Below are 26,705 nucleotides of genomic sequence, written 5' to 3' on the forward strand. Positions count from 1 at the left end.
GGCGTGACGACGACAGCAATGGTCATCGCGCCAATGCGCCAGATGGCAGGACGATAGAGCAAATACGAGACGGTTTCGAGCCGGAAAACTTACTTTTCCGATTTAGCCACGCTGATGGCGCGGCTCATATATTCCAGCAGCAATTGCCGCTCGAACTTCAACAGATCCTTGAGAAGCGCCTCTTCCGTTTCTTTCGATGCAGCAATGGCGGCCTCTTCAAGCGCGGCACCTTTTTCCGTCAATGTGATGATCTGCGAACGGCGATCTGTCGGGTGAGGTTGGCGCTTAATCAGCCCGTCACGCGCCATGCGCGCCAGCGTGTTGGCAAGTGTCGCCTGTTCGATGTCGACCCTGTCCAGCAATTGGCGCTGCGTCAGCCCGTCCTCCTGCCAGAGTTCCAGCAGGACAGGAAATTGGCCGGGCGAGAAGCCGAGGCCACCGGCACGCTTCAGCAGAGCCTGGGAAAAACCCTTGGCCAGTTGCGCCGCGAGATAGGCTGCAGAGTCCTGTCGAGAAAATCCCATCGGGCACATCGTCCGGATCATTTACATATCGTGCGATGTAGACGGTCATGCTTTCGCGAGGCATGCGGGTAGAACCATTTGCGCAAAAGAAAACCGCCATGACCGGGAGGGGACGGTCATGGCGGCATATTGAGGGACAAAGGCCCGGAGAGGGGGAAAGGCCTTTGTCCGGTCTGACGCGGCGGGGGACGAGCCAGCTATCAGACTACGGCGTGATCAGTCGCCGTCCTCTAAGAAATGAGGCCGCAAATGCGGCTTTTCAAGGGAACATCGAATTACAAATCGGTAACGTTCCGGTGAGATTACTGGGCGTCATTTTGACGCTTCTGTCGAAGCCAGATTGCCACTGTCAGCGTTCCGCCTGTCAGCGCCGCGATCCAAACAAAATCCATCACCATGCGGCCCGCAGCGCTGTCGGCATGCGCCGCGACGATGACGACAAAGGCGGCGAGCAGTGCTGCATCCGAGAACTGAAATCTCGCAACCGCCTTGAAATCCGCGTCCTCCAGGGAGCTATCCTGGAAGTGCGCCCGAAGCCCTTTTGTCGCAAGAAGGTAGAGGGGAACGATGGCTACTTTGCCACGGTCACCGCAGCCTGATCGCCGAGGTACCAGGACGTTGCGGGCACACCTGCCATCGGGGTGATCGAAACGAGCCACGCTGTTGAGGTCGGCATCGTGCGCATGAAGAACCTCGCGAGACTATGGAAGAAACTTGCTGGGTACTTGAGGGCAACGATAGACCTTTCTGCCGTGTCGCGCTATCCATGCTTCCCATGAAAAAAGGCGATCATCTCTTCCTCGTGGACGGCTCCGGTTTCATTTTCCGCGCCTTCCATGCCATCCCTCCGCTCAACCGCAAATCCGATGGATTGCCGGTCAATGCCGTGTCCGGCTTCTGCAACATGCTGTGGAAGCTGTTGAAGGATGCGCGCAACACCGATGTGGGGGTGACGCCAACGCATTTCGCGGTGATCTTCGACTATTCGTCCAAGACCTTCCGCAACGAGTTGTACGACCTCTACAAGGCCAATCGCTCGGCGCCGCCGGAAGATCTCGTTCCGCAATTCGGTCTGATCCGCCACGCCACCCGCGCCTTCAACCTGCCCTGCATCGAGACCGAAGGCTTCGAGGCCGACGACATCATCGCCACCTATGCCCGCCAGGCGGAAGCAATCGGTGCGGATGTCACCATCATCTCCTCCGACAAGGACCTGATGCAGCTCGTCACGCCCAATGTGCATATGTACGACGCGATGAAGGACAAGCAGATCGGCGTGCCGGACGTCATCGAAAAATGGGGGGTACCGCCGGAAAAGATGATCGACCTGCAGGCGATGACCGGCGATTCCACCGACAATATCCCGGGCATTCCCGGTATCGGTCCGAAGACGGCGGCGCAGCTGCTGGAAGAATATGGCAACCTCGATACGCTCTTGGAGCGCGCAGGCGAAATCAAGCAGCAGAAGCGCCGGGAAAACATCATTGCCAATGCGGAATTGGCGCGCCTCTCCCGCCAGCTCGTGTCGCTCCGCACCGATGTGCCGCTGGAGCTTGCGCTGGATGCGCTGACACTTGAAGTCCAAGACGGACCGAAGCTGATTGCCTTCCTGAAAGCGATGGAATTTACGACGCTCACACGCCGCGTCGCAGAGGCGACCGGTGCGGATGCGTCTGCCATCGAAGCCGCTCATGTTCCGGTCGAGCGCGGGGCAGAAGCCCACGGACCAGATCTCGATGCCGGCACCGATACGGGCAGCGATGCTCCATCCGTTGCGCTTGGTGAAGCCTCGGTGGCGGATGTTGGAGCCGTGCTGTCCAAGACGGAAGGCGACACGCCGCAGGAGCTTGCCTCCGCGCGCGAGACGATCTTTGCCGCCGCCAAGATCGATACGACCACCTACCAGACAATCCGCTCGATCGAGGAGCTGGATCGCTGGGTCGCCATGGCGCGCGAGACCGGCGTCGTCGCCTTCGATACCGAGACAACCTCGCTCGACCCGATGACGGCGGAGCTTGTCGGCTTTTCGCTTGCGATTGCCGATAACAGCAAGAATGCCAGCGGCTCGGACATCATCGCCGCCTACGTACCGCTCACCCATAAGACGGGGTCGGGTGGCGATCTCTTCAGCGACGGCATCAAGCTGGCGCCGGACCAAATTCCCTTCGATCTTGCGCTTTCGCGGCTGAAAGACCTTCTCGAAGACCCTGCTGTCCTCAAGGTCGCACAGAACCTCAAATATGATTATCTGCTGGCCAAGCGCCTCGGCATCGTCATGCAGAGCTATGACGACACGATGCTGCTTTCCTACGTGCTGGAAGCCGGCAAAGGCGCGCATGGCATGGATGCGCTTTCCGAGCGCTGGCTTGGCCACAAGCCGATCGCCTACAAGGATGTTGCAGGCTCCGGAAAGTCGGGCGTCACCTTCGACTTTGTCGATATCGATAAGGCCACCGCTTACGCTGCCGAAGATGCCGATGTGACGCTGCGCCTGTGGATGGTGATGAAACCCCGCCTCGTCGCCGACCGTCTGACCACCGTCTATGAGCGACTGGAACGACCACTGGTGCCGGTGCTGGCCCATATGGAGGAGCGCGGCATATCCGTCGACCGGCAAATCCTGTCGCGGCTTTCCGGCGAGCTGGCGCAGAAGGCTGCCGCCTTCGAGGACGAGATCTACGAACTGGCGGGCGAGAAATTCAATATCGGCTCGCCAAAGCAGCTGGGCGATATCCTGTTTGGCAAAATGGGGCTGCCCGGCGGTTCCAAGACGAAGACCGGACAGTGGTCGACCTCCGCCTCCGTCTTGGAAGACCTTGCTGCCGAAGGCATGGAACTGCCGCGCAAGATCGTTGACTGGCGCCAGCTGACCAAGCTGAAATCCACCTATACGGATGCGCTGCCCGGCTATATCCATGCGGATACCAAGCGCGTCCACACCTCCTATTCGCTGGCATCGACCACGACTGGTCGCCTTTCCTCGTCGGAACCGAACCTTCAGAACATTCCGGTGCGCACGATGGAAGGGCGCAAGATCAGGACCGCCTTCATTTCCACGCCCGGCAACAAGCTTCTTTCGGCCGACTACAGTCAGATCGAATTGCGTGTGCTGGCGCATGTCGCCGATATCCCGCAGTTGAGAAATGCCTTCGAGAACGGCATCGATATTCATGCGATGACAGCATCGGAGATGTTCGGTGTGCCGGTGGAAGGCATGCCATCGGAAGTGCGTCGCCGCGCCAAGGCGATCAATTTCGGCATCATCTACGGCATTTCGTCTTTCGGTCTTGCCAATCAGCTCAGCATCGGCCGCTCTGAAGCGGGTGAGTATATCAAGAAATACTTCGAGCGCTTCCCCGGCATTCGCGACTATATGGAAAACACGAAGGCCTATGCCCGCGAGCATGGCTATGTCGAGACCATCTTCGGCCGCCGCATTCACTACCCGGAAATCAAGTCGTCCAACCCGTCGGTAAGGGCATTCAACGAGCGCGCAGCGATCAATGCGCCGATCCAGGGGTCTGCGGCCGATATTATCCGCCGGGCGATGATCCGCATGGAACCGGCACTAGAGCAGGCGAAACTCTCCGCCCGCATGCTGCTTCAGGTGCATGACGAACTGATCTTCGAGGTCGAAGACAGCGAAATCGAAAAGACGCTGCCTGTGGTCGTCTCCATCATGGAAAACGCCGCCATGCCGGCCATCGACATGAGGGTGCCGCTCCAAGTGGATGCCCGGGCCGCCAGCAACTGGGACGAGGCGCACTAAAGCGCCGTGCGTCCTATTGGACACAGGAAGGCCGCTCTAACTTTTTGAACCGAAAATCGGGTCCGATTTTCGGGCCGATACTGTAACATTTCGAATGTCATGTGCCTGTCGCCCATGAGGCGTAGGGGAAGGCTTCTATCAAGGAGCCCTCCCATGCACGCCCCGTTCGTTTCGCCACAACTTTCCGCCTTCTCGACCACCCATCACACCGCACCGCCCCGGCATCTGGGAACGCGCTATTCTCCCGAGGGAGACTTTCTGCCTGAGCCGGGCAACACGGTCGTCTGCCATCTGGTCGAGGGTTCGCCGTCTCAACAGGCGGTCATTGCCGCCCGTCAGCGGCTTCTCGACATGCCCGAGGCTTCGACCCACCTCGCCTTCACACCCGTCTCCAGCCTGCACATGACGGTGTTTCAGGGCATCATCGAGCATCGCCGCGCCTGGCCGTACTGGCCGAAGGAGATGCCGGAAGACAGCGCGATCGACGCGATGACGGACTTCTACCTTGAGCGCCTCGCAGAATTTCCGAAGCTGCCAGCCTTCAACATGCAGGCAACATCCGTCACGCCGCTCGGCCTGATCCTGAAAGGGGTAACAGAGGTGGACGACAGGATCATCGCCGCATGGCGCGACGCCTTTGCCGAGGCCTTCGGCTATCGTCATCCCGATCACGAGACCTACGAATTCCACATTACATTTGCCTATGCCCGCCGCTGGTTCGAGCCGGAGTGCCTGCCACGCTGGCAGGCGATGCTGGATGACTGCCTTGAAGAATTGCGTGCGTCAGCGCCGGTCATCGAAATGCGCCCGCCAGCCTTCTGTGCATTTGCCGACATGAACCACTTTGAGGAGTTGCTTGTCTTCGATCCCATCTGATATGGATGGGTCGGACGGATGCCGATTTTCGATTGCGTCGGTATCTCGCGAAAAAATGTGCGTCGGGGCTGGTCAAAGCCCCGCAGGACATGTATAAGCGCGCCAAATTTCCGATATCGAGACATGCGACATTCGGCCTATGGTTCTGGCCGGTTCCCGTGTTTCGCCGCTTCAGTGGAGTAACACAAATGGCAGTTCCTAAAAGAAAAACGAGCCCGTCCAAGCGCGGTATGCGCCGTTCGGCAGACGCCCTCAAGGCAGCAACCTACGTCGAAGACAAGAACTCCGGCGAACTGCGTCGCCCGCACCACATCGACCTGAAGACAGGCATGTATCGCGGCCGTCAGGTTCTGACGCCGAAGGAAAGCGCATAATCAGCGCTTCTTGATGCGATTGCATGACGAACGAGCCGGCCTTTGGGTCGGCTTTTTTGTTGCCTTCTGCTTCCGTCGCAATGCCGCTTGGAAAAAAACGAACCCGCACATACTATCCTCAGCAGGAGGACGGTTTTTTGCAGCATGTCGCGCAAAAGTGGTCACCGCTTTTGCGCCAACGACATGTGACAGAAAAAACCGTCAGGTGGAGGGGTTTGAGTGAGATATCGGTGGGTCGGCATCCTTTTGCTTTGCCTTGGTCTGTGCGGCTTTGCCTTCACCAAGGGTCGGGAACTGCTGGCGGAGAGTTATCTCAACGAGGCTGCCGAACAGGGTGGAACGACGTTACGGCTCGCGGTCTCTGCCCTTGGCGGGCATCTGAGCCGCTACGAGCCGCTTCCCGCACTGATGGCCGACCACGACGATATCGAGGAGCTGGTTGCCCATCCGGAGGACCAGCGCCTCAGGCAGCGCGCCAACATCTATCTGAAGTCGATCAACGACCTTTTGAAGTCCTCTGACATCTACATCATGACGCTGGACGGCGAGACGATTGCCGCCAGCAATTATGATGGGCCGGCAAGCTTCATCGGGCAGAATTTCAGTTACCGCCCGTACTTCCAGGATGCCGCCAAGGGCCTTCAGTCGCGCTTCTTCGCACTTGGGACCACCTCACATAAGCGCGGCTATTATTTCGCCTCTCCCATCCTGTTCAACGACGTCATCAAAGGCGTCATCGTCTTCAAGGTGGATATTGAAGGCATCGAGGCCTCCTTCGGTACCGGCGAAAACCGCATCGTCGTCACCGATCCGGAAGGCATCATCTTCATGACCGGTGTGCCGCAATGGCTCTATTCGGCGATCCTGCCGCTGACGCCCGATAGAATTGCCAGAACCGAAGCCTCGCGCCGCTATGCGGATGCCAGGCTCAGCCAGTTGCCGGTGACCGAAGGCATCTTCGGCAGTCATCGGTTGATGACGATCCGTGAAGGGCAGCAGGACAGGGAATATCTCGTCCTTTCGCAACCCATGCCGGAAGCGGGCTGGACGGTGAATGTGCTGATGGATACCGGCTCGGTGCGCACGCAGGTGCAGACGACGATGCTGGCGGCCCTGCTCTGCTTTGGCCTAGCAGGCGCGCTGCTTGCGGCCATGCTTCAAAGACGCAGGCGCCTGCAGGACCGGCTGGTGCATCAGGCGGAAGCCCAGGCAGAGCTGGAGCGGCGGGTGGAGGAACGCACCGCAGACCTGGCGCGGGTCAACCGCGACATCAAACGCGAGGTTGCCGAACGCCGCCAGACGGAAAAGCAGCTGCGAAAAACGCAGAAGGATTTGATCCAGGCGGGCAAGCTTGCAGCCCTTGGCCAGATGTCGGCCGCCCTTTCCCACGAGTTCAACCAGCCGCTTGCCGCTGCCAAGACCTATGCCGAAAGTGCCTCTCTGCTGATCGAACGAGGGCGCGTCGAGGAGGCGAGCTCCAATCTCTCCCGCATCTCCGCCCTGATTGACAGAATGGCCTCGATCAGCAGGCATCTCCGCAACTTCGCCCGCAAGCCCAACGAACATGTCGGCCCGGTTCCGCTCGACACGGTGGTGGCCGATACGCTCGAAATCGTCAGCGCCCGGTTGAAAGCGGCAGATGCGCAATTGCATGTGGCGCTTGGACCGGAAACGCTTTTCGTCAAGGCCGGGCCGGTGCGTCTGCAGCAGGTGCTCGTCAACATCATCTCCAATGCCGCAGATGCGGTAGAGGGGCTGGACGACCGGCGTATCGATCTCACCGCGCAAAAGAGCGACAACAAGGTGATCGTTTCGGTGCGCGATCGTGGCCCCGGCGTGCCGCCCGCGATCATGGAGCGCATCTTCGACCCGTTCTTTTCGACGAAAGGCGTCGGTAAGGGCCTGGGTCTTGGCTTGTCGATCTCCTATAATATCGTCAAGGATTTTGGCGGGCGGCTTGTCGTTACCAATCTGGAGGACGGCGGCGCGCGATTCGATATTGAACTCGACGCAGAAACACCGATGGAGATTGCCGCGGAATGAGCGTGTCCCGCGTATTGCTGATCGATGACGAAGAGGATTTGCGCCTTTCCACAGCCCAGGCGCTGGAGCTTGCAGGCCTCGATGTCGTGACCATCGACAATGCCGACCATGTCTTTGAGCTGATCGGCTACAGTTTCGATGGCGTGATCGTCAGCGATATCCGCATGCCCGGCATCGACGGCATGAGCCTGCTGCAGAAGGTGCGGGAGCTGGATGCCGAAATTCCGGTGATCCTCGTGACCGGCCATGGCGATGTGCAGCTTGCGGTCAGTGCCATGCGCAACGGTGCTTACGACTTTATCGAAAAACCCTTCAGCATCCAGTACCTAGCCGGCATCATCAAACGCGCCATGGATCGGCGTTCTCTGGTGCTGGAAAATCGGCGCCTGCGCGCGGTTGCCGGAAAACGTGACGATCTGGAAACGCGCCTGCCAGGCCGCACGCAGGTGATGGTCGATCTGCGCTACCGTATCCGTGCCATAGGGGCCGCGGATGCCGATACGCTGATCATCGGCGATACGGGGGCCGGCAAGGAAGTGGTGGCGCGGGCGCTGCATGATGTCAGCGCGCGCGCCGACCGTCCATTCGTCGCCATTAACTGCGCCGCCCTTCCCCAGCATCTGATCGAGAGCGAACTCTTCGGCCACGAGGCAGGGGCCTTTCCAGGGGCACTGAGGGCACGCTACGGCAAGTTCGAGCATGCGCGCGGTGGAACCATCCTGCTCGACGAGATCGGCTCCATGCCGCCCGATATGCAGGGCAAGCTGCTGCGCGTGCTTCAGGAGCGCACCATCACGCGGCTTGGCTCCAACGAGACCGTGGAACTCGATGTTCGCTTCATTGCCACCAGCAAGACGGACCTGGCGCATGAGGCCCTTGCCGGGCGCTTCCGCCAGGATCTTCTCTATCGTCTGAACGTCGCAACGATCCACGTCCCGTCGCTTGCACAACGGCAAAGCGATATTCCCCTGCTTTTCCTGCATCTCGTAAGAGAAGCCGCAGCGCGATATGGCCGCGACGACATGGAGGTGCCATCCAGCATCATTTCATCGCTGGCTATGCGCGAGTGGCCCGGCAATGTGCGCGAGCTGAGAAACGAGGCGGACCGGTTCGTTCTTGGACTGGATGGACGCTCCGGCGAAGGGCCGCAAAGCGATCCGCTTGCTGGTCATGGCCTCTCCGCCAAGGTGGCAGAGTTTGAAAAGGGCATCATCGCAAGAACAATCGCGAGCCATAAAGGCAATCTGAAAGCCGTCTATGAGACGCTCGGAATATCGCGCAAGACGCTCTATGAAAAGATGCAAAAATACGCACTAACAAAGCATGCCCCCATCGATGAGGACATGACAAGCTCCTGAGTTCTGTTTTCTTTTCTTGTCATGGGTAAGAATCCACCCACGCCATTAAGGCGATGTTTCGGATTCCACCCATTCGGGCCGTTAGCCGACACTCTTTTAACGAATTGTTTTCTTCCCTCGATTGCGTGACGCGCGATCTCGACTGCAAATGATCTCACCCCGGCGAGCGCAGAGGAGTGCGTCTCGTCGCTGAGGCCATATTCATCGGGAGGAAAAGATGAAACTTCTGAAATCCGTCACGGGTGCAGTCGCTGCCGCCGCCGTATCGCTCTTTGCGCTTTCTGCAGCCGCACAGGATTATCCTGGCCGCAACATCACCATGGTCGTGCCGTTCTCCGCAGGCGGTCCGACGGACACCGTGGCACGCCTTGTTGCAGAATCCATGTCCAAGGATCTCGGCCAGCAGATCATCGTCGAAAATGTCGGCGGCGCTGGCGGCACGCTTGGTGCAGGTCGCGTGGCATCTGCCGATCCGGATGGTTACACCATCCTTCTGCATCACATTGGCATGGCCACCAGCGATACTCTCTACCGCAAGCTGGCCTACAAGACGCTCGACGCCTTTGACTATGTTGGCCTCGTCACCGAAGTTCCGATGACGATCCTGTCGCGCAAGAACCTTGAAACCACTGACCTCAAGGGCCTCATCGACTACGCCAAGGCGAACAAGGACAAGGTGACGGTTGCCAATGCCGGCATCGGCGCTGCCTCTCACCTGTGCGGCATGCTGTTCATGAGCGCCATCGAAACGCCGCTCGTCACCGTTCCGTACAAGGGAACGGGTCCGGCCATGACCGACCTTCTCGGCGGCCAGGTCGACATCATGTGCGACCAGACCACCAACACCACCAAGCAGATCCAGGGTGGCACCGTGAAGGCCTACGCGGTCACCACGCCTCAGCGTCTGAGCGTCCTGCCGAACGTGCCGACCGCAACGGAAGCCGGCCTGCCCAACTTCGAAGTCGGTATCTGGCACGGCATCTACACACCGAAGGGCACGCCTGCGGCTGTGAATGAGCGTTTGTCCAAGGCGCTTCAGGTGGCCCTGAAGGACCAGAACGTCGCTGCACGCTTTGCCGAACTCGGCACCACGCCTTCGCCAGAAGCAGATGCGACGCCAGCCGCGCTCAAGGCCAAGCTTGAAAGCGAAATTGCTCGCTGGAAGCCTGTGATCGAATCTGCCGGCCAATACGCTGACTAATCCTGCTTCAGGCCGGGGATGACGTATGTCGTCCCCGGCTTCGCCTTGCAGACGACAGTTATCCTTGAAGACCTTACATCGAACTCTACAGACATCGGGCCAAAGGCGGCACCGATGCACAGGCGGGGACGACCATGAAATCAGTTAGTTTCGATGCCACAGAAGCCATCTGCGGCGCAATTTTCATCTGCCTCGGCATCTTCTTTGCCTGGCAAGCCTATGATCTGGATCTGGGAACGACATTCCGCATGGGGCCGGGCTATTTTCCGCTCGTCCTGTCCTTGATCCTCATATTGCTCGGCGGCGTCATTTTTCTTCGCGCCGGCAAAGTTGCAAACGAGCCGATGACCTCCATCGCGTGGCGGGGCATCTTCTTCATCCTTCCGGCACCGATCTTCTTCGGGCTGACGGTGCGTGGGCTGGGCTTCGTGCCATCGCTGTTTCTCAGTGCGCTGATTGCGTCCTTTGCATCGCACAAGATGAAACCAATGATGGCCGTGCTTTTATCGGCTGCCATCACGGTGTTTTCGGTTCTCGTCTTCAATTACGGTCTCGGCCTGCCTTTCCAGCGCTTTGGCCCCTGGCTCAACTTCTGAGGTCGCGTCATGGAACTCTTCGATAATCTGGCGCTCGGCTTTTATACGGCCTCCACGCTTCACAATCTGTTCTTCTGCCTGATCGGCGTGCTTCTCGGAACGCTGATCGGCGTTTTGCCGGGTATCGGTGCTACAGCCACTATTGCCATGCTGTTGCCGATCACCTTCCAGTTGGAGCCCGTCTCCTCGCTGATCATGCTGGCCGGTATTTATTACGGCGCGCAATATGGCGGCTCGACGACGGCGATCCTGATCAACATGCCGGGCGAGTCCTCATCCGCCGTAACGGCCATCGACGGTTACCAGATGGCGCGCAAGGGCAAGGCGGGGGCAGCTCTTGCAATCGCTGCCATCGGCTCCTTCTTTGCCGGCACTGTTGCGACCTTCCTCGTAGCGGTCTTCGCTCCGCCACTGACGTCAATTGCTCTTGAGTTCGGCGCGGCGGAATATTTCTCGCTGATGGTCGTCGGTCTCGTCTCGTCCATCGCACTGGCACATGGCTCCATCGTCAAGGCTCTCGCCATGGTCGTGCTCGGCCTGCTGCTCGGCCTCGTCGGTACCGACATCTATAGCGGCACGCCGCGCTTCACCCTTGGCATTCGCGAATATGCCGATGGCCTGAACTTCGTTGCCGTTGCCGTCGGTGTTTTCGGTATCGCCGAAATCCTGCGCAATCTGGAAGACGAGCGCACCCGTACCGTGCTGATGGCCAAGGTTTCCGGCCTTCTGCCGACCAAGGACGACTTCAAGAAGATGGTGGGGCCGGTCCTGCGCGGTACGGCCATCGGCTCGGCACTCGGCATCCTGCCGGGCGGCGGCGCCATCCTCGCAGCCTTTGCCTCCTATACGGTGGAAAAGCGCGTCTCGAAGAACCCGGAGGAATTCGGCCATGGCGCGATCGCCGGCGTTGCCGGCCCCGAATCGGCCAACAATGCCGGTGCTCAGACCTCCTTCATCCCGCTTCTGACGCTTGGCATTCCTGCCAACCCAGTCATGGCGCTGATGGTCGGTGCAATGATCATCCAGGGTATCGTTCCCGGCCCTAATGTTGCGACCGAGCAGCCAGCGCTCTTCTGGGGCATCATCGCCTCCATGTGGATCGGCAACCTGATGCTGGTGGTGTTGAACCTGCCGCTCATCGGGCTCTGGGTGAAGCTTCTGACGATCCCTTACTACGTGCTCTTCCCGATCATCATGGCCTTCTGCGCCATCGGGGTTTACAGCGTCAACTCCAACGTCTTCGATCTCTATGCCGTCGCTTTCTTCGGCTTCATCGGCTACGCCCTGGTGAAACTGCGCTGCGAACCGGCACCGCTGCTGCTCGGCTTCGTGCTTGGACCGCTCCTCGAAGAGAACCTGCGCCGCGCCATGATCCTGTCGCGTGGCGATCCGAGCACCTTCGTCACCCGGCCGATCAGCGCCACGCTGCTTCTGATCGCCGTGCTGGTTCTCGTTGTCGTCTTCCTGCCAAGCGTCAAGAAGAAACGCGAAGAGGTTTTCCAGGACGAAGGCTGATGTAGTCTCACGCTTTTCAGCAGACCATCAAAGGCCGGGCACCATGTGTCCGGCCTTTGTCTTGTTTATGCTTTATAAAACTGCGAAAGCCGCGTGAGTGATAACGGAGGTCTTCATGGCAGATCACAATGAAGCGCGGATCGTCGCTTTGGAAGAGACGGTGGCATACCAGGCCAAGACGATCGAGGAGCTGTCCGATCAGTTGGCTGAGCAGTGGAAGGTCGTCGAGCAGACCCGTGCGAAGCTCGATCGTCTCACCGAGCGGTTCTTGAGCCTCGAGGAGCAGTCGCTCGACGCGCCAGCCATAACCAAGCCGCCGCATTACTGATAGCGTCGGTACGCGCCAGCGCAGACCAAGATATTGAGGAGCTGAGATGATAGATACCGCGATACCGACGCCAGCCGCCGAGGTCCTTTCCTTCTGGAACGAGGCAGGCCCGGAAAAATGGTTCGAGAAGAACGCCCATTTCGACAGTTCCTTCCACGCCCGCTTTCACGATCTGCACTTCGCGGCGGCCCGTCAGGAATTGACCGACTGGCTGAATGCGCCGGAGAGCAGCCTCGCCCTCCTGCTTCTGCTCGACCAGTTTCCCCGCAACTGTTTCCGCGGCACGGCGCATATGTATGCGACCGATCCACTGGCGCTTCACTACGCCCGCGACGCCATTTCGCGCGGTCATGATGAGACGATCGATCCCGAACTGCGGATTTTCTTCTACCTGCCCTTCATGCATTCCGAAGAGCTGGCTGACCAGGAGCTTTGCTGCGAGCTTTGCGAGCCTCTTGGCGAACGCTACCTGCCTTTCGCGATCGAGCACCGCGATATCGTCGCGCGCTTTGGCCGCTTCCCGCACCGCAACGACATTCTGCTTCGCGAGACGACGGCTGAAGAGCGCGCCTTCCTTGCCGAAGGCGGGTTTGCAGGCTGATCAACAAAACGCCGCCAATCCAGATGGATGGCGGCGTTAGAAGACTTGTGAGCTGAAGGCGGCGTCAGCCGTCAAAAAATTCCTTCATCCGAGCAAAGAAGCCCGTCGATTCCGGATTGTTGTCCTTCGATGAGATTTCCTCGAACTCCTGCAAGAGTTCGCGCTGACGCTTGGTCAGCTTCTGCGGCGTCTCGATCTGGATCTGGATGTAGAGATCACCCGTCTGCGCCGAGCGCAGAACCGGCATTCCCTTACCCTTCAATCGGAACTGCTTGCCCGGCTGCGTCCCTTCCGGCACGGTGACGCGCGACTTCGTTCCGTCCAGTGTCGTGACATCGAAGGTGCCACCGAGCGCTGCCGTCGTCATCGAGATCGGCACTGCGCAATAGAGGTCGGCGCCATCGCGCTGGAAGAATTCGTGCGGACGCACCGAAAGGAAGATGTAGAGATCTCCCGAAGGACCGCCCCGCATGCCCGCTTCACCCTCGCCCTGCAGACGAATACGCGTTCCGTCTTCGATACCGGCCGGGATATTGACAGACAGCGACCGCTCTTCCGTTACACGGCCCTGGCCGTGGCACTTGGTGCAGGGATCGGTAATCGTCTGGCCGCGGCCATGGCAGGTCGGGCAGGTACGCTCGACCGAGAAGAACCCTTGCGCGGCACGCACGCGGCCTGAACCCTGGCAGGTGCCACAAGTCTTGGGGCTCGTACCCGGCTTCGCACCGGAACCGGAACAGACATCGCAGGTTATGGATGTCGGCACCCGGATCTGCGCGGTCTTGCCGGTGAAGGCTTCTTCCAGCGAGATTTCCATATTGTAGCGGAGATCGGCACCGCGCTCGCGACCGCCCGAAGACCGGCGCGCACGACCGCCACCCATCATCTCGCCGAAGATGTCTTCGAAGATGTCGGAGAAACCGCCGCTGGCAAAACCACCGCCGCCGCCACCGCCACCCATGCCACCATGCTCGAAAGCCGCGTGGCCGAAGCGATCGTAAGCCGCGCGCTTCTGTGGATCCTTCAGTGTTTCGTAGGCTTCGTTGATTTCCTTGAATTTCTTCTCGGATTCAGCGTCATCGGGATTCTTGTCCGGATGATACTTCATCGCAAGTTTGCGGAAGGCGCTCTTCAGCTCCTTTTCATCGGCGGATCTGCTCACGCCCAATGTCTCGTAAAAGTCTGCTTTCGCCATGAAGATAACACACCCCGAAATGGATTTCCGGCTGCACGAGGCAGCCGGAGTCAGTCTCATTTACCCAAGTTCAAGAGCAAGAACCACACTTAAGCGGACTTCTTGTCGTCCTTGATTTCCTCATAGTCGGCGTCGACCACACCATCGTCCTTGCCGCCTGCGCCGCCTTCACCGGCTTCCGCCTGCTGGGCTTCGTAGATGGCCTGACCGAGCTTCATGGACACTTCCATGAGGGTCTGGGTCTTCGCCTGGATGTCGTCTGCATCCGGCTCGGATGCTTCAACAGCCGTCTTGAGGGAAGCGATGGCATCTTCAATTGCCTTGCGGTCGGTTTCGGAAACCTTGTCACCATACTCCTGAACCGACTTCTCGGTGGAGTGGATCAGGCTTTCCGCCTGGTTCTTGGCTTCTACGCCCGCACGGCGCTTCTTGTCGGCTTCAGCATTGGCTTCCGCATCCTTGACCATCTTCTCGATGTCGGCGTCGGAGAGACCACCAGAGGCCTGGATACGGATCTGCTGTTCCTTGCCGGTGCCCTTGTCCTTGGCCGAAACCTGGACAATGCCGTTCGCGTCGATATCGAAGGTCACTTCGATCTGCGGAACGCCACGGGGAGATGGCGGCAGGCCAACGAGGTCGAATTGGCCGAGCAGCTTGTTGTCGGCTGCCATTTCGCGCTCACCCTGCGAGACGCGGATGGTCACGGCAGACTGGTTGTCTTCGGCGGTCGAGAAGGTCTGGCTCTTCTTCGTCGGGATCGTCGTGTTACGGTCGATCAGACGGGTGAAGACGCCGCCCAGTGTTTCGATGCCGAGAGAAAGCGGGGTTACGTCGAGAAGCAGAACGTCCTTGACGTCGCCCTGCAGAACGCCTGCCTGAATGGCAGCGCCCATGGCAACCACTTCGTCCGGGTTGACGCCCTTGTGAGGCTCCTTGCCGAACAGCTGCTTGACGACTTCCTGCACCTTCGGCATGCGGCTCATACCACCGACCAGAACGACTTCGTCGATCTCGGAAGCGGACACGCCTGCATCCTTCAGCGCTGCCTTGCACGGCGCTACAGTGCGCTGAACCAGGTCATCGACCAGGCTTTCGAACTTGGCGCGGGTCAGCTTCAGCGTCAGGTGCTTCGGACCGGAAGCATCTGCCGTGATGAAGGGCAGGTTGATTTCGGTCTGCTGCGAAGACGACAGCTCGATCTTTGCCTTTTCGGCAGCTTCCTTGAGGCGCTGCAGAGCCAGCTTGTCGGACTTCAGGTCGATGCCGTTGTCCTTCTTGAATTCGGCTGCGAGGTACTCGACCAGACGCATGTCGAAGTCTTCACCGCCGAGGAAGGTATCGCCATTGGTGGACTTCACTTCGAAGACGCCGTCGCCGATTTCCAGGATGGAGATATCGAAGGTACCACCACCAAGGTCGTACACGGCAATCGTCTTGCCTTCCTTCTTGTCGAGACCATAGGCAAGCGCGGCAGCTGTCGGCTCGTTGATGATGCGCAGCACATCGAGGCCAGCGATGCGACCTGCATCCTTGGTGGCCTGACGCTGGGCGTCGTTGAAGTATGCCGGAACGGTAATGACGGCCTTTTCGACCTTTTCACCGAGATAGGATTCAGCGGTTTCCTTCATCTTCTGAAGGATCATCGCGGAGATCTGCGACGGGGAATAACCCTTGCCCTGCGCTTGTACCCAAGCGTCGCCATTGTCACCCTTGACTATGTCGAAGGGGACCAGGCCCTTGTCCTTCTCAACGGTCGGATCGTCGTAACGACGGCCGATGAGGCGCTTTACCGCAAACAGGGTATTGGTCGGGTTGGTGACGGCCTGGCGCTTTGCAGGCTGACCCACCAGACGTTCGCCATCATCGCTGAACGCGACCATGGAAGGGGTGGTGCGCGCGCCTTCCGCGTTTTCGATTACTTTGATGTCCTTGCCGTCCATCACTGCGACGCAGGAATTGGTCGTGCCGAGGTCAATGCCGATTACTTTTGCCATTTTCTTCTCTCCTTGAAGCGAGTCATCGGAACCCCGGGAGGCATTCCACTGACGACTCCTTGACTTGGATGGTCTTGCCTTTTTGTCAGCATTTCTGCTGGTATGCGGCGTATATAAGGAGCGAATTTTCTTGCTGCAAGGCGAATGGCGTCAGCGAAGGCAGCAAAAAGAAAGATTTGCTGAACTTCTTCATCAAGCTTCTAAAGCTGGTGTGACAGGCGCACGATCCACACAAGGGATCGTGCTATAGCAGTCGGACAGCCCTTAACCCTGCGGCTTGATCAGGCTCTTGACTCTTTGGGCGAAAACATCGAGCTGGAAGGGCTTGGTCATGACATGCATGCCATGCTCCAGATGGCCGTGGTTCAACACCGCATTCTCCGCATAACCGGTGATGAACAGCACTTCCAGATCCGGACGGTTGGTGCGCGCGGCATCCGCCAGTTGTCGGCCATTCACGCCTCCGGGCAAGCCGACATCAGTGATCAACAGGCTGATTTGCCTATTGGAATTGAGGAGACGTAGAGCAGACGGCGCGTCTTCCGCTTCGATGACGGAGTATCCTAAATCCTGAAGCTCCTCGACGGCAAGCATTCTGACGAGAGGCTCATCATCCACCACCAGGATCGTCTCGTCGCCATCCGCCCGCGGTGCATCGATGCTGGCCTCCGCTTCCGGATCGGCCGTATCGATGGAGCCGGAATAGCGCGGCAGATAGATGCAGATCATCGTGCCTTTGCCGAGTTCGGAATAGATGCGCGCAGCACCGCCCGATTGACCGGCAAAACCATAGACCATGGAAAGGCCGAGCCCTGTGCCCTGACCGATCGGTTTGGTGGTGAAGAACGGATCGAAGGCACGCTCGATAATGTCCTGCGACATGCCCGTTCCGGTGTCCGAGACGCAAAGTGACACGTACTGTCCCGGCTCCAGCCCGCGCATCCGGGCCGCGCGCTCGTCCATCCAGCGATTTCCGGTTTCGATCGTCAGCTTGCCGCCATTCGGCATGGCGTCTCGCGCATTGATGCAGAGATTGAGAAGCGCATTTTCGAGCTGGCTGGTATCGACGAATGTCGGCCAGAGACCGGCCGCCCCCACCGTCTCCACCTTGATTTCCGGCCCGACGCTGCGGATCACCAAGTCCAGCATGCTATCGACCAGCGTGTTGATGTTGAGCGGCTTCGGATCGAGCGTCTGGCGGCGCGAGAAGGCAAGCAATCGTTGGGTCAGTGCGGAGGCCCGCTTGGTAGCCCCCATGGCACCATTGATATAGCGTGATAGGTCTCCAACCCGACCCTGTGCAAGCCGGGTGTTCATCATCTCCAGGCTGCCACTGATGCCAGCCAGGATGTTATTGAAATCATGGGCCAATCCGCCGGTCAGCTGGCCAACGGCTTCCATCTTCTGGGCTTGGCGCAGAGCTTCTTCCGCCACCATCAGCTCGGCGGTGCGCTCCTCGACCTGCTGCTCCAAAGTGACGTTCAGCTTTTCCAGCGCGAGCTCCGCACGTCTGCGCGCGGTAATATCCTGAAAAAGAACGGCGACCTGGCGCCGCTCCTGCGGCTCGATGCGAACGGCCGCAAGCTCGAGATAGCGGCCTGTGGCCACCAGCTCCTGCTGAAAACGAATGGGCTCCCCTGTTTTGAGAACCGCACCATAGCGCGCGATCCAGGCATCGGCCTCGTCCGGCACCATCTCGCGCAGCTTTTGGCCAACCACATTCGGGATCCCTGCGTGACGGGCATAGGCATCGTTTGCCTGGATATGCACATAGTCGCTATCCGGCCCATGCGGCCCATCCATAAACTCGATGATACAGAAGCCCTCATCAATGGCATCGAAGAGGCCTTTGTAGAGGTCTTCGCTTTCGCGTCTCGCACGTTCGGAGAGCGTGCGTTCCGTGACGTCCGAGCCCTCGACGAAGATGGCACAGACGTCTCCCTTCTCATCGCGGATCGGCTGATAGAGGAAGTCGAGATAGCATTCTCTGCCGGGTCCACCCTCTTCCGTCTGAATGACGAAGAGCGCGCCGAGAGCCTTATAGGGTGTGCCGGTCCGGTAAACGTCGTCGAGAATGTTGACAAAGCCTTGCGCGGCGGCGTCAGGAAGCGCTTCGGCCACCGTCCGCCCTAAAATATCGTGCCGTCCAACAAGGTTCAGATAGCTTGGATTGGCAAGCTCGAAGCGGTGGTCTGGTCCGCGCAAAAGCGCAATGAAGGTCGGCGCCTGTTCGAAAAGCTGGGTCAGAATCGGACCGATATTGCCGGTATTACTCGTCACAGTCATAGCCATTACGGAGTCGTTGTTGCGGGCATGATCAGGTTCGGCGGCACAATCAGAGCGTCTTTGCCGCTGATCATGGCATCCAGATATTCGAGCGCGTTCTGTAAGCCATTGACCGTATAGGGTTTTTCAATGGCGCCGACAGCACCGGCAAAATCCGGCGGGATGCGTTTCACATTGCCGCTGACGAACACGTAAGGGATGCCTTTGCTGGCAAGAAACCGCCCGACATCCACGCCGGTCGGACCGTCAAGGAGATGAATATCGACAAAGGCGAAGTCCGCACTTTCCTTCTCGATCAAGGTCATGGCCGAAGCGCTATCGGCCGCGACACCGATGACAGTATGTCCGGCGGCCTCGACTTCGCTTTCCAGTTCAAGCGCCAGGAGTGCCTCATCCTCCACGATGATAATGCGCAAATTCATGATTCCTTTTCATGTCCCACCAGCAGCGTCACGCTGACGATCGTCTGCCGGCCATTTTGTTCTCGTTTGATTTCCGCACTGACTTGGCGTGCGCATGTTTCCAGCAACATCTGACTGAAACGCTGTTCTTCCTCATCGACCTCGACCGGATCGGTCGTATCGGTCACCTGAATGAGGAAATGCCCGTTCAGCCTCTTCACCGTCACCTTGATGTCACCGCCACCATCACCAAGCCCACGCCTGACGGCATCGCCCACCAACTCGTTGACGATGAGCGACAAAGGCGATGCTTTGTCTGCGGGCACATAGACCGGGGATAGATCCAGCGTGACATTGATATCGGTGCGCTTCAGCTGGCTTGTCAGATTGACGACGAGATCTTCGGCGAAATCGGCAACATCAAAGCGGGCGATATTGTCGAACGTGAACAGCTTGCGGTGAACGGTGCTGAGGGCCTCAATGCGGTTCAGCACCGATTTCAGCGTCGCGCTGGCCGTTTCGTTCTCCGTCATCCGCTCCTGAAGCTTCACGATCGACGCCATCGTCATCAGGTTGTTCTTGACGCGGTGATCGACCTCGTGGACCAGCATGGTCTTTGCGTCCAGTGCATCGCGAAGATCCTTGGTGCGGCGACTGACTTCTTCTTCGGCAAGGTTACGGGCTTCGGCGAGCTCAGCTTCCTTATCCTTGATGCGGGTGAAATCGAGCTGCGAGGCGAAATAGTAGATCACCTCTCCCTTATCATCCCAGACGGGGCTGACGAAGAGAGCATTCCAGAACTGCGTTCCGTCTTTTCGATAGTTCAATATGTCGACGGAGACCGAGGTTTGCGCACTGATAGCGTCGCGGATTTTGGCGACCGCCTGTGGATCGGTCCTCTCGCCCTGGAGAAGACGACAGTTTCGGCCGATCAACTCATCGCTGCTATAGCCTGTGAGGTCATTGAATGCCTTGTTGCAGAAGATGATCGGATTGTCGTCCTGCTTCGGATTGGTGATGATCATCGGCATGCGGGTTGCCTTGAATGCTGCCGCAAAAGGGTCTTCCGATGCATGATCGGCAAGCAAACGCTCACCGGCTCTACGCGCTTCCAGAGGCAGCAAATAATCGACCATGAATTTTTCCGCACTTCACCCCATGCGTAATCCGCTTGCGGCAGGAAAGTTCCCGGCTGAAGATTATTTTCACCGCCTCGTCATGTGCTCGTTGGACGACGGAATTTTGCGTGGAGGCGCGCTGCTAATACGCAGTGTCGCCTCCACATTGTCTCTGCTTCAAAAGACTTTCCGCAGCTTGGCATCGATGGAGTGCCTGTTGCCGCCTCTGACCGCGAAGAACAGAAAAATTGCCGACCACAGGATGGACTTCTCTGCCCCGCCGAGCCCTTCCGACTTGACGATCCAATGGAAATAAACCGTCACCATCAAGACGATGAAGGCGGCGAAAGCTGCAGGACGCGTAAGGAGACCGATTGCGACAAGGATGCCGCCGAAAAATTCCGTCGCTGCCAGAAGCGGCGACCAGAAGACGCCGGGATAGAAACCCAGGCTTTCCACCATGCCGACAGCGCCGAAGGGATTTGTGATTTTGCCGAAGCCATGCGTGACGAGAAGCACGCCGGCAACGACACGCAGAACCGTTTCCACAAGTTCATAGGTGCCGTTATAGACCGGCGCGACAGCCGGGACGATCAATCGTTCACGAGAAAGCTCATTATGTGGCACAAGAATACTCCGCTGATTGCAATTCCTGACCATCTGCAACAAGCTGCCGTTCGCGCAAGTTGCGCTCGTTCAAAACATGACAAACTAAGTAATATTTCCGTGAGCTTATATGAGGACGGCTGAGATGGAAGGCACTGTAAAACCCCGCGTTTCGATCACCTACTGCACACAGTGCAATTGGCTCCTGCGTTCTGCTTGGATGGCGCAAGAGCTGCTCAGCACCTTCTCGGACAGTCTCGCAGAGGTGGCGCTGGTTCCGGCCACGGGCGGCCGCTTTGAAATTACCGTGGATGGGGCACTGTTGTGGGAGCGGAAACGCGATGGCGGTTTTCCGGGCCCCAAGGAGTTGAAACAGCGCCTGCGCGACATGATCGACCCGGACCGGGATCTCGGCCATCTCGACCGGCAGAAGAATGAGGGGCTGGATACGTAATACTACAAGCAAGCCGGCTGGCCGCTATCAGGAATCAGCGCATGGACGGTGCATGGTCGACGGCCCAATAGTTGATTGATCGACTGACATTCCAGTATCCAACCAGGCCCAGCAACGATGTTTTTTGATGAAAAAACAAGGATCGTCACAAAACTTCAAAATCCCTGTTGACACCAGCCGCCTGCCCCCGTACATGGCTCCTCGTCGCCCAGATGGCGGAATTGGTAGACGCGCCAGCTTCAGGTGCTGGTACTCGCAAGGGTGTGGAGGTTCGAGTCCTCTTCTGGGCACCATTCCTTATTTGATCCTAGCCAGATCAATCACTTAGCTAAAAAAATCGAAATTGTAATCTCCCCTCAGGGGGCGGTACTTTTAGCTTTAGGATTGCCGATCCTCACTCACGAATTGGGTGTCGATGAGCGCTGTGCGAGGCAGAGGCTCTTCGCATGCAGGCACGCTTCTACGCACGTATTGATGGCCGTGTTTTTCCTGCGAAACTTCTGTTTGAGCAAAAGGGAAAGCCGTTTTTGAGTGCAGTGCGTGTGGCGTCCAAACGCCGAAGTCAGCAGATGTGTTCAGCGAACGCGGGCTGAACGAAGAACACTCTGAAGCGAGTCATGCTGGCATACGCGATTTTAGTTCTGCGCGTGCTCTTCACAGGAGGGCGAACAGGACAGAACGCTTCGTGAGGTCTGGCGATAGACCCTGACCGTGTTGCCTTCATCAATCGACACCAGAACGCGTTCATCGACGATTGCGTTTCCCTCGGCATCCAGCAGCACAAGATTGGTGGTGCCGAAACTGCGTCCGGTCAGCACGATCGTCGTAGCATCGGCAACCGTCGCATCTGCGACCTTCGAATTACCGACAATGACTTTGCTCACGGCGCGATCAAGTTTCAGCACACGCGCCTGATTCATCGAGACGCGGAGCATGTCATCATCCGCAGAGAGTGCAAAAGCAGGCGCAAAACCTAAGACCGCTGCAGCAATTGCAAATCTTTTGATGGTGGAAGACAGCATGAGCGGAACAGACCTTTGGTTATGCTTGGCGCATTTCATCGTCACCACCATGAACGGGAATGGTGAATGAAGACTTAAACGGCGCTCCAAAATGAGAAAGTGCCGCGCGATCAAATACAATCCGACGTCGCTACAGCCTGTCGCATAACCGCACAATACCAGCGATGTTGCGATGAATTTCAGGCAAGATAGGCTCGCACTATCCTATACTCTTCAGACGTTCTCTCCATCAATCGTATTTTATCTTTTAATCTTTGGCTTTGTTTACCAAACGTTCGACATTACTCATTTAACGTTACGTTAAGCCCGTTTTTTAAACGCTTGGCAATCGAGATTTTGTAGGTTTGCCTCAACCGAACAACGAGAAACAGTTGTCGGCGTGCTGACCACAACGAATTAGGAGAATCCGCATGACAAAGATTTTCGCTCGGTTCCTGAAGGACGAGTCCGGCGCCACTGCCATTGAGTATGGCCTGATCGCGGCTCTGATTTCGGTGGCTATTATTGGGGGTGCGCAGACCATAGGCAGCAAACTCACATCAACATTCGAGAACATCGGTACCAAGCTGACAAATTCCGGCGCTGCCGGCGCCGCCACGGGTGGTAATGGTGGCGGCTGATTGCAGCGACATTCGAACAAAGTGCCGCCCTCCGGGCGGCATTTTCTTTAGAAGAAGAGCTACCTGCCGCATTTGAGGTAAAGCATGATCACCGCTTCTATCTTTCTCGTATTCCCGCTTTGCCTTGCGCTGGCAGCATTGACGGACCTCTTTTCGATGACGATTCCGAACAGAATCTCCGTCATTCTTATGGGGACCTTCATCGTGGTAGCACTTGCATCTGGGATGGACTGGCAGACATTTGGTCTGAGCTTTGCCGCTGGACTAGTCGTTTTCCTTGTTTGCTTCTCGATGTTTGCCCTCAACGTCATGGGAGGGGGAGATGCAAAGCTCCTCACAGCTTGCGCTGTCTGGTTCGGGTTCAACGGCTCTCTCGCGACGTTCTTGATCGCAGTGGCCATTATCGGAGGCGTTTTGACCCTTGGCATACTTCTCTTGCGTTCGCGCTCTCAAGAGATAATGGCGAGCGGCCTCCCTATTCCTGACTCGTTGCTGGTCGCAAAAAAGGTTCCATATGGTATCGCCATAGCGGTCGCGGGTCTGTTGTGTTACCCGGAAGCACCCATCGTACAGGCCGCAATGCGCGCCGTTCTGTGACAGACGCTCAAAAGCACTATTTAAACTTGCTAATACAGCATATTAATTTCTGATTAACCCAAAACAATCACTTCTTATTAACCATAATTACACGAATGGCAGGCCATCCTCTGGGCAGAGATTCTACTCCAAAGGCCCAGCATGAAGTCCTCACGTGTCGTTATCCTCTCCGTTGCCGTTGTGGCTGCTGGTCTTGCGGGCCTGCTGGCCATGCAGATTGCTGCGCCGCAAGCGGTGGTGGAGAAGGCAGAAGCCATTATCCAGAAAGAGCCGACCGTTAGCGTTCTGGTCTCGGCTGTCAATTTGCCCGTGGGTAGCAGGCTCGACACAAGTTCCGTGCGCTGGGCGCGATGGCCGCAAGGCAGCGTCAATGACAGTTATGTCACCGAGGAAAAACGGCCTGATGCGATCGCCGAATTGACGGGCGCGATCGTTCGCCTCCCGCTTTTCGAAGGCGAGCCGCTTCGCTCCGAAAAGGTGGTCGATTCCAGCACGCGCATCATGTCCTCGCTTCTGCCCGCCGGAAAGCGGGCTGTGTCCACCGAAATATCTGTTGCCACCGGTGCTGGCGGCTTCGTTCTTCCCAATGACCGCGTCGATGTCATCATGGTGCGCAAAAATGAGGGCGGCGGCTTCTTGACCGAAAACGTCCTCAACAATGTCCGCGTTCTGGCGATCGACCAGCAGATCAAAGAAGGGCCTGACGGTACGCCGTCTGTCATTGGCGCCACCGCGACACTGGAACTGACGCCTGAGCAGGCCAAGATCATCACCGTCGCACACCAGATGGCGGACCGCCTGACCTTGTCGCTCCGCTCCGTTGCGGATGTGCAGGATAGCGACACAGCATCTGCAGATTATCTACTCAGCGGCGAATCCGGCAGACCGGCGATCCAGATCATCAAGTCTGGCTCGATCGTGCGAGAAAATGAGGGAGCCGCACAATGAGCAAGACGAACTCGATCCGACATGGCCTGAAGGCGGCGCTCATTGGTGGCATCGCCTTCAGCATTGGCTTTGCAGGCGTTCCCGGTGCATCCCACTTTGGGATCGGCACCATTGATGCGCTGGCCCAAAGTGCCAGCATTCTTCGGATTTCTGAAAGTGGCACGGGCGTGCGCAAGCGCGTGAAGCTTGGTCTGAACAAGGCCCTCGTTGTGGATCTTCCGCAGGATGCCCACGATATTCTCGTTGCCGATCCGAGCATGGCAGATGCGGTGACACGCACGTCGCGCCGTATCTATCTCTTCGGCAAGTCGGTCGGGCAGACCAACATCTTCATCTTCGGCGCCCATGGCGAAGAGATCGTCAGCCTTGATCTTGAGGTCGAGCGCGATATCACCGGCCTTGAGGCCAATCTACGCCGCTTCATCCCGGATTCGGATATCCGGGTTGAAATCGTATCGGACAACATTGTTCTCTCGGGCAGTGTCCGTACCCCTCAGGATTCCGCACGTGCAGTGCAACTTGCCACAGCCTTCCTTCAGGGCGGTGAAGCCACAACCCGCAACATCACGGCGACCAGCGAAAGCAACGGCGATGGTGCCGTGGCGATCTTCGCGGAAAACCGCCAGAAGTCGTCAATCGTCAATATGCTGACGATCGAGGGCGAAGATCAGGTTACGCTGAAAGTGACGGTCGCCGAAGTCAGCCGGCAGGTTCTCAAGCAGCTCGGCTTCAACGGCTCTATCAGCGGCTCGGGCTCGGATTTCGGTGGAGCGGTCTCGTTCTCCAATCCAGCCAACCTCGGCAACGCGCTGGCGATTGGAGGCTCCGGCAATATCGGGGGCGCCATCGGCAAGGTCGCTCTTTCTAGCTATTTCAATGCCATGGAGCAGGCGGGCGTCATGCGCACGCTCGCCGAACCAAGCCTGACTGCGATTTCCGGCGAGCAGGCAAAGTTCTATGTCGGCGGGGACTTCCGTCTTGCCGGCGTTCAGAACGTCACTTTCGACGACAATAATGTGCCGACTGTGACGCGTCAGACCGATACGGTTGAATATGGTATCGAGTTGAATTTCCGGCCGGTCGTGCTGTCTCCAGGCCGCATCAGCCTGAAAATCGAGACCAACGTGTCCGAGCCGACCTATGAAGGCAACGTCGTCTCAGGCAATGGCAACACGAGCCGCGTTCCTGGCAGCACCTATCTATCGATCCGCAAGCGCGAAGCATCGACAAGCGTCGAGTTGCCATCGGGCGGCTCGATCGTGATTGCAGGTCTGGTGCAGGACAATGTCCGCCAGGCTATGTCAGGCCTCCCAGGTGCGTCCAAGGTTCCAATTCTCGGCACGCTGTTCCGCAGCAAGGATTTCATTCGCAACGAGACCGAACTTGTCATAATCGCCACGCCCTATCTCGTTCGGCCCGTGGCACGTAATCAGATCGCGCGGCCGGATGATAACTTCAGCCCGGAAAATGACTCCGCGACGTTTTTCATGAACCGGGTGAACAAGGTCTACGGCAACAACAGGCAGCAGGTTCAGGCACAGCCATATCAGGGCTCGGTAGGATTTATCTACAAATGACGAAAACGCACCCTCTGACGAATTCTGTTTCTTATCTGCGCCTCGGTCAACTCGTCTGCGTGCTCGCTGCCGTCGCCGCCCTGCAGGGTTGTGCCCGCGACCCACAGACGACGGGCGCCATTCCAGACGACTATCGCACGCGCCACCCGATCACCCTGTCCGAAGCGCAACACTCGCTGGATATTCCAGTCTCTCCGGCAGACAACAGGCTGCCCGGGGCTATGGCCGAAAATGTGAAGGGCTTCGTCCAGAACTATGTGGCGAGTTCCACGAGCATCGTTCAAATGCAGGTGCCAACGGGCTCGGCCAATGCAGCTTCCGCGTCCATCATCAAGCGTCAAATCCGATCGATCCTGACGTCTTCCGGCATTCCAGCAGGCAAGATCGCCGAGGTTCCTTATGGTGCTTCGCCCTACGGCGATGCGGCGCCCATACGGCTTTCCTATGTCGCCGTCACCGCCATGACGGGTCAGTGCGGCCAGTGGCCCGAAGACTTGAACAGCAACACCTCGTCCAACAAGAACTGGTACAATTTCGGCTGCGCTTCCCAGAACAATCTGGCGGCACAGATCGCCAACCCCATGGATCTCGTCGGCCCCCGCGGCATGAGCCCGATCGACGCTGAACGGCGATCGGTCGTACTCGGCAAGTATCGCGCCGGTAAGAACACAGCCACCACGAACGACTAAGACGCGCCTCCCA

Annotated in this window: 26 protein-coding genes and 1 tRNA gene; 19 read left to right on the top strand and 8 right to left on the bottom strand. The window is 58.1% G+C overall.

Translation table 11 applies throughout. From position 1 onward, the window contains the following. Nucleotides 1-89: 89 nt before the first annotated feature. Complete coding sequence (locus tag PVA19_RS02595) at nucleotides 90-524, bottom strand: MarR family winged helix-turn-helix transcriptional regulator (RefSeq protein WP_274101045.1); 435 nt, start codon at nucleotides 522-524, stop codon at nucleotides 90-92. Nucleotides 525-688: 164 nt separating this feature from the next. Here PVA19_RS02595 and PVA19_RS02600 point away from each other — a divergent pair, with 164 nt between their 5' ends. The 11 genes from PVA19_RS02600 to PVA19_RS02650 all read left to right on the top strand — a co-directional run bounded on the left by PVA19_RS02600 (nucleotide 689) and on the right by PVA19_RS02650 (nucleotide 13,185). After that, complete coding sequence (locus PVA19_RS02600) at nucleotides 689-1,123, top strand: hypothetical protein (protein ID WP_274101046.1); 435 nt, start codon at nucleotides 689-691, stop codon at nucleotides 1,121-1,123. A gap of 176 nt (nucleotides 1,124-1,299) precedes the next feature. Beyond that, nucleotides 1,300-4,293 carry a DNA polymerase I gene (gene polA / locus PVA19_RS02605; protein WP_274101090.1) on the top strand — a complete coding sequence of 998 codons (2,994 nt, stop codon included), beginning with the start codon at nucleotides 1,300-1,302 and terminating at the stop codon, nucleotides 4,291-4,293. Between the two features lie 153 nt (nucleotides 4,294-4,446). Next, a complete protein-coding gene (locus tag PVA19_RS02610) occupies nucleotides 4,447-5,169 on the top strand; it encodes a DUF1868 domain-containing protein (protein ID WP_274101047.1) in 723 nt (240 codons plus the stop codon). Between the two features lie 188 nt (nucleotides 5,170-5,357). Beyond that, nucleotides 5,358-5,543, top strand: a complete 186-nt coding sequence (rpmF, locus tag PVA19_RS02615; protein ID WP_016556742.1) for a 50S ribosomal protein L32 — start codon at nucleotides 5,358-5,360, stop codon at nucleotides 5,541-5,543. Between the two features lie 219 nt (nucleotides 5,544-5,762). Then, complete coding sequence (locus PVA19_RS02620; RefSeq protein ID WP_274101048.1) at nucleotides 5,763-7,586, top strand: sensor histidine kinase; 1,824 nt, start codon at nucleotides 5,763-5,765, stop codon at nucleotides 7,584-7,586. Then, on the top strand, nucleotides 7,583-8,944 hold the full coding sequence (locus PVA19_RS02625; protein ID WP_111850242.1) for a sigma-54-dependent transcriptional regulator: 1,362 nt from the start codon (nucleotides 7,583-7,585) through the stop codon (nucleotides 8,942-8,944). The genes PVA19_RS02620 and PVA19_RS02625 overlap by 4 nt, the downstream gene beginning before the upstream one ends. A 217-nt stretch (nucleotides 8,945-9,161) precedes the next feature. Then, complete coding sequence (locus PVA19_RS02630) at nucleotides 9,162-10,145, top strand: tripartite tricarboxylate transporter substrate-binding protein (RefSeq protein WP_274101049.1); 984 nt, start codon at nucleotides 9,162-9,164, stop codon at nucleotides 10,143-10,145. A 134-nt stretch (nucleotides 10,146-10,279) separates the two neighbouring features. Then, the gene (locus tag PVA19_RS02635; RefSeq protein ID WP_062427229.1) at nucleotides 10,280-10,741 is read left to right on the top strand and encodes a tripartite tricarboxylate transporter TctB family protein; all 462 of its coding nucleotides are present in this window, start codon (nucleotides 10,280-10,282) and stop codon (nucleotides 10,739-10,741) included. Between the two features lie 9 nt (nucleotides 10,742-10,750). Further along, nucleotides 10,751-12,256 carry a tripartite tricarboxylate transporter permease gene (locus PVA19_RS02640; protein ID WP_062427230.1) on the top strand — a complete coding sequence of 502 codons (1,506 nt, stop codon included), beginning with the start codon at nucleotides 10,751-10,753 and terminating at the stop codon, nucleotides 12,254-12,256. A 115-nt stretch (nucleotides 12,257-12,371) separates the two neighbouring features. Next, entirely contained in the window at nucleotides 12,372-12,584 is a 213-nt protein-coding gene (locus PVA19_RS02645; protein WP_062427231.1) for a SlyX family protein, read from the top strand. Nucleotides 12,585-12,630: 46 nt separating this feature from the next. Next, complete coding sequence (locus PVA19_RS02650) at nucleotides 12,631-13,185, top strand: DUF924 family protein (protein WP_274101050.1); 555 nt, start codon at nucleotides 12,631-12,633, stop codon at nucleotides 13,183-13,185. Between the two features lie 64 nt (nucleotides 13,186-13,249). Here PVA19_RS02650 and dnaJ read toward each other — a convergent pair whose 3' ends face one another. From dnaJ to PVA19_RS02680, 6 genes are all read right to left on the bottom strand, one after another. Further along, a complete protein-coding gene (gene dnaJ / locus PVA19_RS02655; protein ID WP_062599114.1) occupies nucleotides 13,250-14,380 on the bottom strand; it encodes a molecular chaperone DnaJ in 1,131 nt (376 codons plus the stop codon). Nucleotides 14,381-14,469: 89 nt separating this feature from the next. After that, on the bottom strand, nucleotides 14,470-16,374 hold the full coding sequence (dnaK, locus tag PVA19_RS02660; RefSeq protein WP_062443267.1) for a molecular chaperone DnaK: 1,905 nt from the start codon (nucleotides 16,372-16,374) through the stop codon (nucleotides 14,470-14,472). Nucleotides 16,375-16,638: 264 nt separating this feature from the next. After that, complete coding sequence (locus PVA19_RS02665) at nucleotides 16,639-18,666, bottom strand: PAS domain-containing protein (protein WP_274101051.1); 2,028 nt, start codon at nucleotides 18,664-18,666, stop codon at nucleotides 16,639-16,641. Further along, nucleotides 18,666-19,076: a response regulator gene (locus tag PVA19_RS02670; RefSeq protein ID WP_274101091.1), complete on the bottom strand. Its 411-nt coding sequence runs from the start codon at nucleotides 19,074-19,076 to the stop codon at nucleotides 18,666-18,668. Before PVA19_RS02670 ends, PVA19_RS02665 begins: the two co-directional genes overlap by 1 nt. Nucleotides 19,077-19,078: 2 nt before the next feature. Continuing rightward, a complete protein-coding gene (locus tag PVA19_RS02675; protein WP_062599113.1) occupies nucleotides 19,079-20,197 on the bottom strand; it encodes a PAS domain-containing protein in 1,119 nt (372 codons plus the stop codon). 159 nt (nucleotides 20,198-20,356) lie between these two features. Continuing rightward, nucleotides 20,357-20,806: a DoxX family protein gene (locus tag PVA19_RS02680; RefSeq protein ID WP_274101052.1), complete on the bottom strand. Its 450-nt coding sequence runs from the start codon at nucleotides 20,804-20,806 to the stop codon at nucleotides 20,357-20,359. A 124-nt stretch (nucleotides 20,807-20,930) separates the two neighbouring features. Here PVA19_RS02680 and PVA19_RS02685 point away from each other — a divergent pair, with 124 nt between their 5' ends. After that, nucleotides 20,931-21,239, top strand: a complete 309-nt coding sequence (locus PVA19_RS02685; RefSeq protein WP_062427328.1) for a SelT/SelW/SelH family protein — start codon at nucleotides 20,931-20,933, stop codon at nucleotides 21,237-21,239. A gap of 206 nt (nucleotides 21,240-21,445) precedes the next feature. After that, a tRNA-Leu gene (locus PVA19_RS02690) sits at nucleotides 21,446-21,532 on the top strand. A gap of 342 nt (nucleotides 21,533-21,874) precedes the next feature. On the opposite strand, the gene PVA19_RS02695 is transcribed toward PVA19_RS02690, so the two are convergent. Beyond that, nucleotides 21,875-22,246 carry a pilus assembly protein N-terminal domain-containing protein gene (locus PVA19_RS02695; RefSeq protein ID WP_274101093.1) on the bottom strand — a complete coding sequence of 124 codons (372 nt, stop codon included), beginning with the start codon at nucleotides 22,244-22,246 and terminating at the stop codon, nucleotides 21,875-21,877. Here PVA19_RS02695 and PVA19_RS02700 point away from each other — a divergent pair. The 6 genes from PVA19_RS02700 to PVA19_RS02725 all read left to right on the top strand — a co-directional run bounded on the left by PVA19_RS02700 (nucleotide 22,173) and on the right by PVA19_RS02725 (nucleotide 26,692). Continuing rightward, on the top strand, nucleotides 22,173-22,331 hold the full coding sequence (locus PVA19_RS02700; RefSeq protein WP_274101095.1) for a hypothetical protein: 159 nt from the start codon (nucleotides 22,173-22,175) through the stop codon (nucleotides 22,329-22,331). The two genes, PVA19_RS02695 and PVA19_RS02700, sit on opposite strands and share 74 nt — an antisense overlap. A 340-nt stretch (nucleotides 22,332-22,671) precedes the next feature. Beyond that, nucleotides 22,672-22,881: a Flp family type IVb pilin gene (locus PVA19_RS02705; protein WP_111850250.1), complete on the top strand. Its 210-nt coding sequence runs from the start codon at nucleotides 22,672-22,674 to the stop codon at nucleotides 22,879-22,881. A gap of 84 nt (nucleotides 22,882-22,965) precedes the next feature. Continuing rightward, the gene (locus PVA19_RS02710) at nucleotides 22,966-23,478 is read left to right on the top strand and encodes an A24 family peptidase (RefSeq protein ID WP_111850251.1); all 513 of its coding nucleotides are present in this window, start codon (nucleotides 22,966-22,968) and stop codon (nucleotides 23,476-23,478) included. A gap of 141 nt (nucleotides 23,479-23,619) precedes the next feature. Then, entirely contained in the window at nucleotides 23,620-24,426 is an 807-nt protein-coding gene (cpaB, locus tag PVA19_RS02715; RefSeq protein ID WP_111850252.1) for a Flp pilus assembly protein CpaB, read from the top strand. Next, complete coding sequence (locus PVA19_RS02720) at nucleotides 24,423-26,003, top strand: type II and III secretion system protein family protein (RefSeq protein WP_111850253.1); 1,581 nt, start codon at nucleotides 24,423-24,425, stop codon at nucleotides 26,001-26,003. Before cpaB ends, PVA19_RS02720 begins: the two co-directional genes overlap by 4 nt. After that, nucleotides 26,000-26,692 (top strand): CpaD family pilus assembly protein, encoded by a 693-nt coding sequence (locus PVA19_RS02725; protein ID WP_274101053.1) that lies wholly within the window; start codon nucleotides 26,000-26,002, stop codon nucleotides 26,690-26,692. Before PVA19_RS02720 ends, PVA19_RS02725 begins: the two co-directional genes overlap by 4 nt. Nucleotides 26,693-26,705: the final 13 nt, after the last annotated feature.

The sequence above is a fragment of the Agrobacterium sp. CNPSo 3708 genome, from assembly GCF_028674915.1.
Lineage (GTDB): Bacteria > Pseudomonadota > Alphaproteobacteria > Rhizobiales > Rhizobiaceae > Agrobacterium > Agrobacterium cavarae.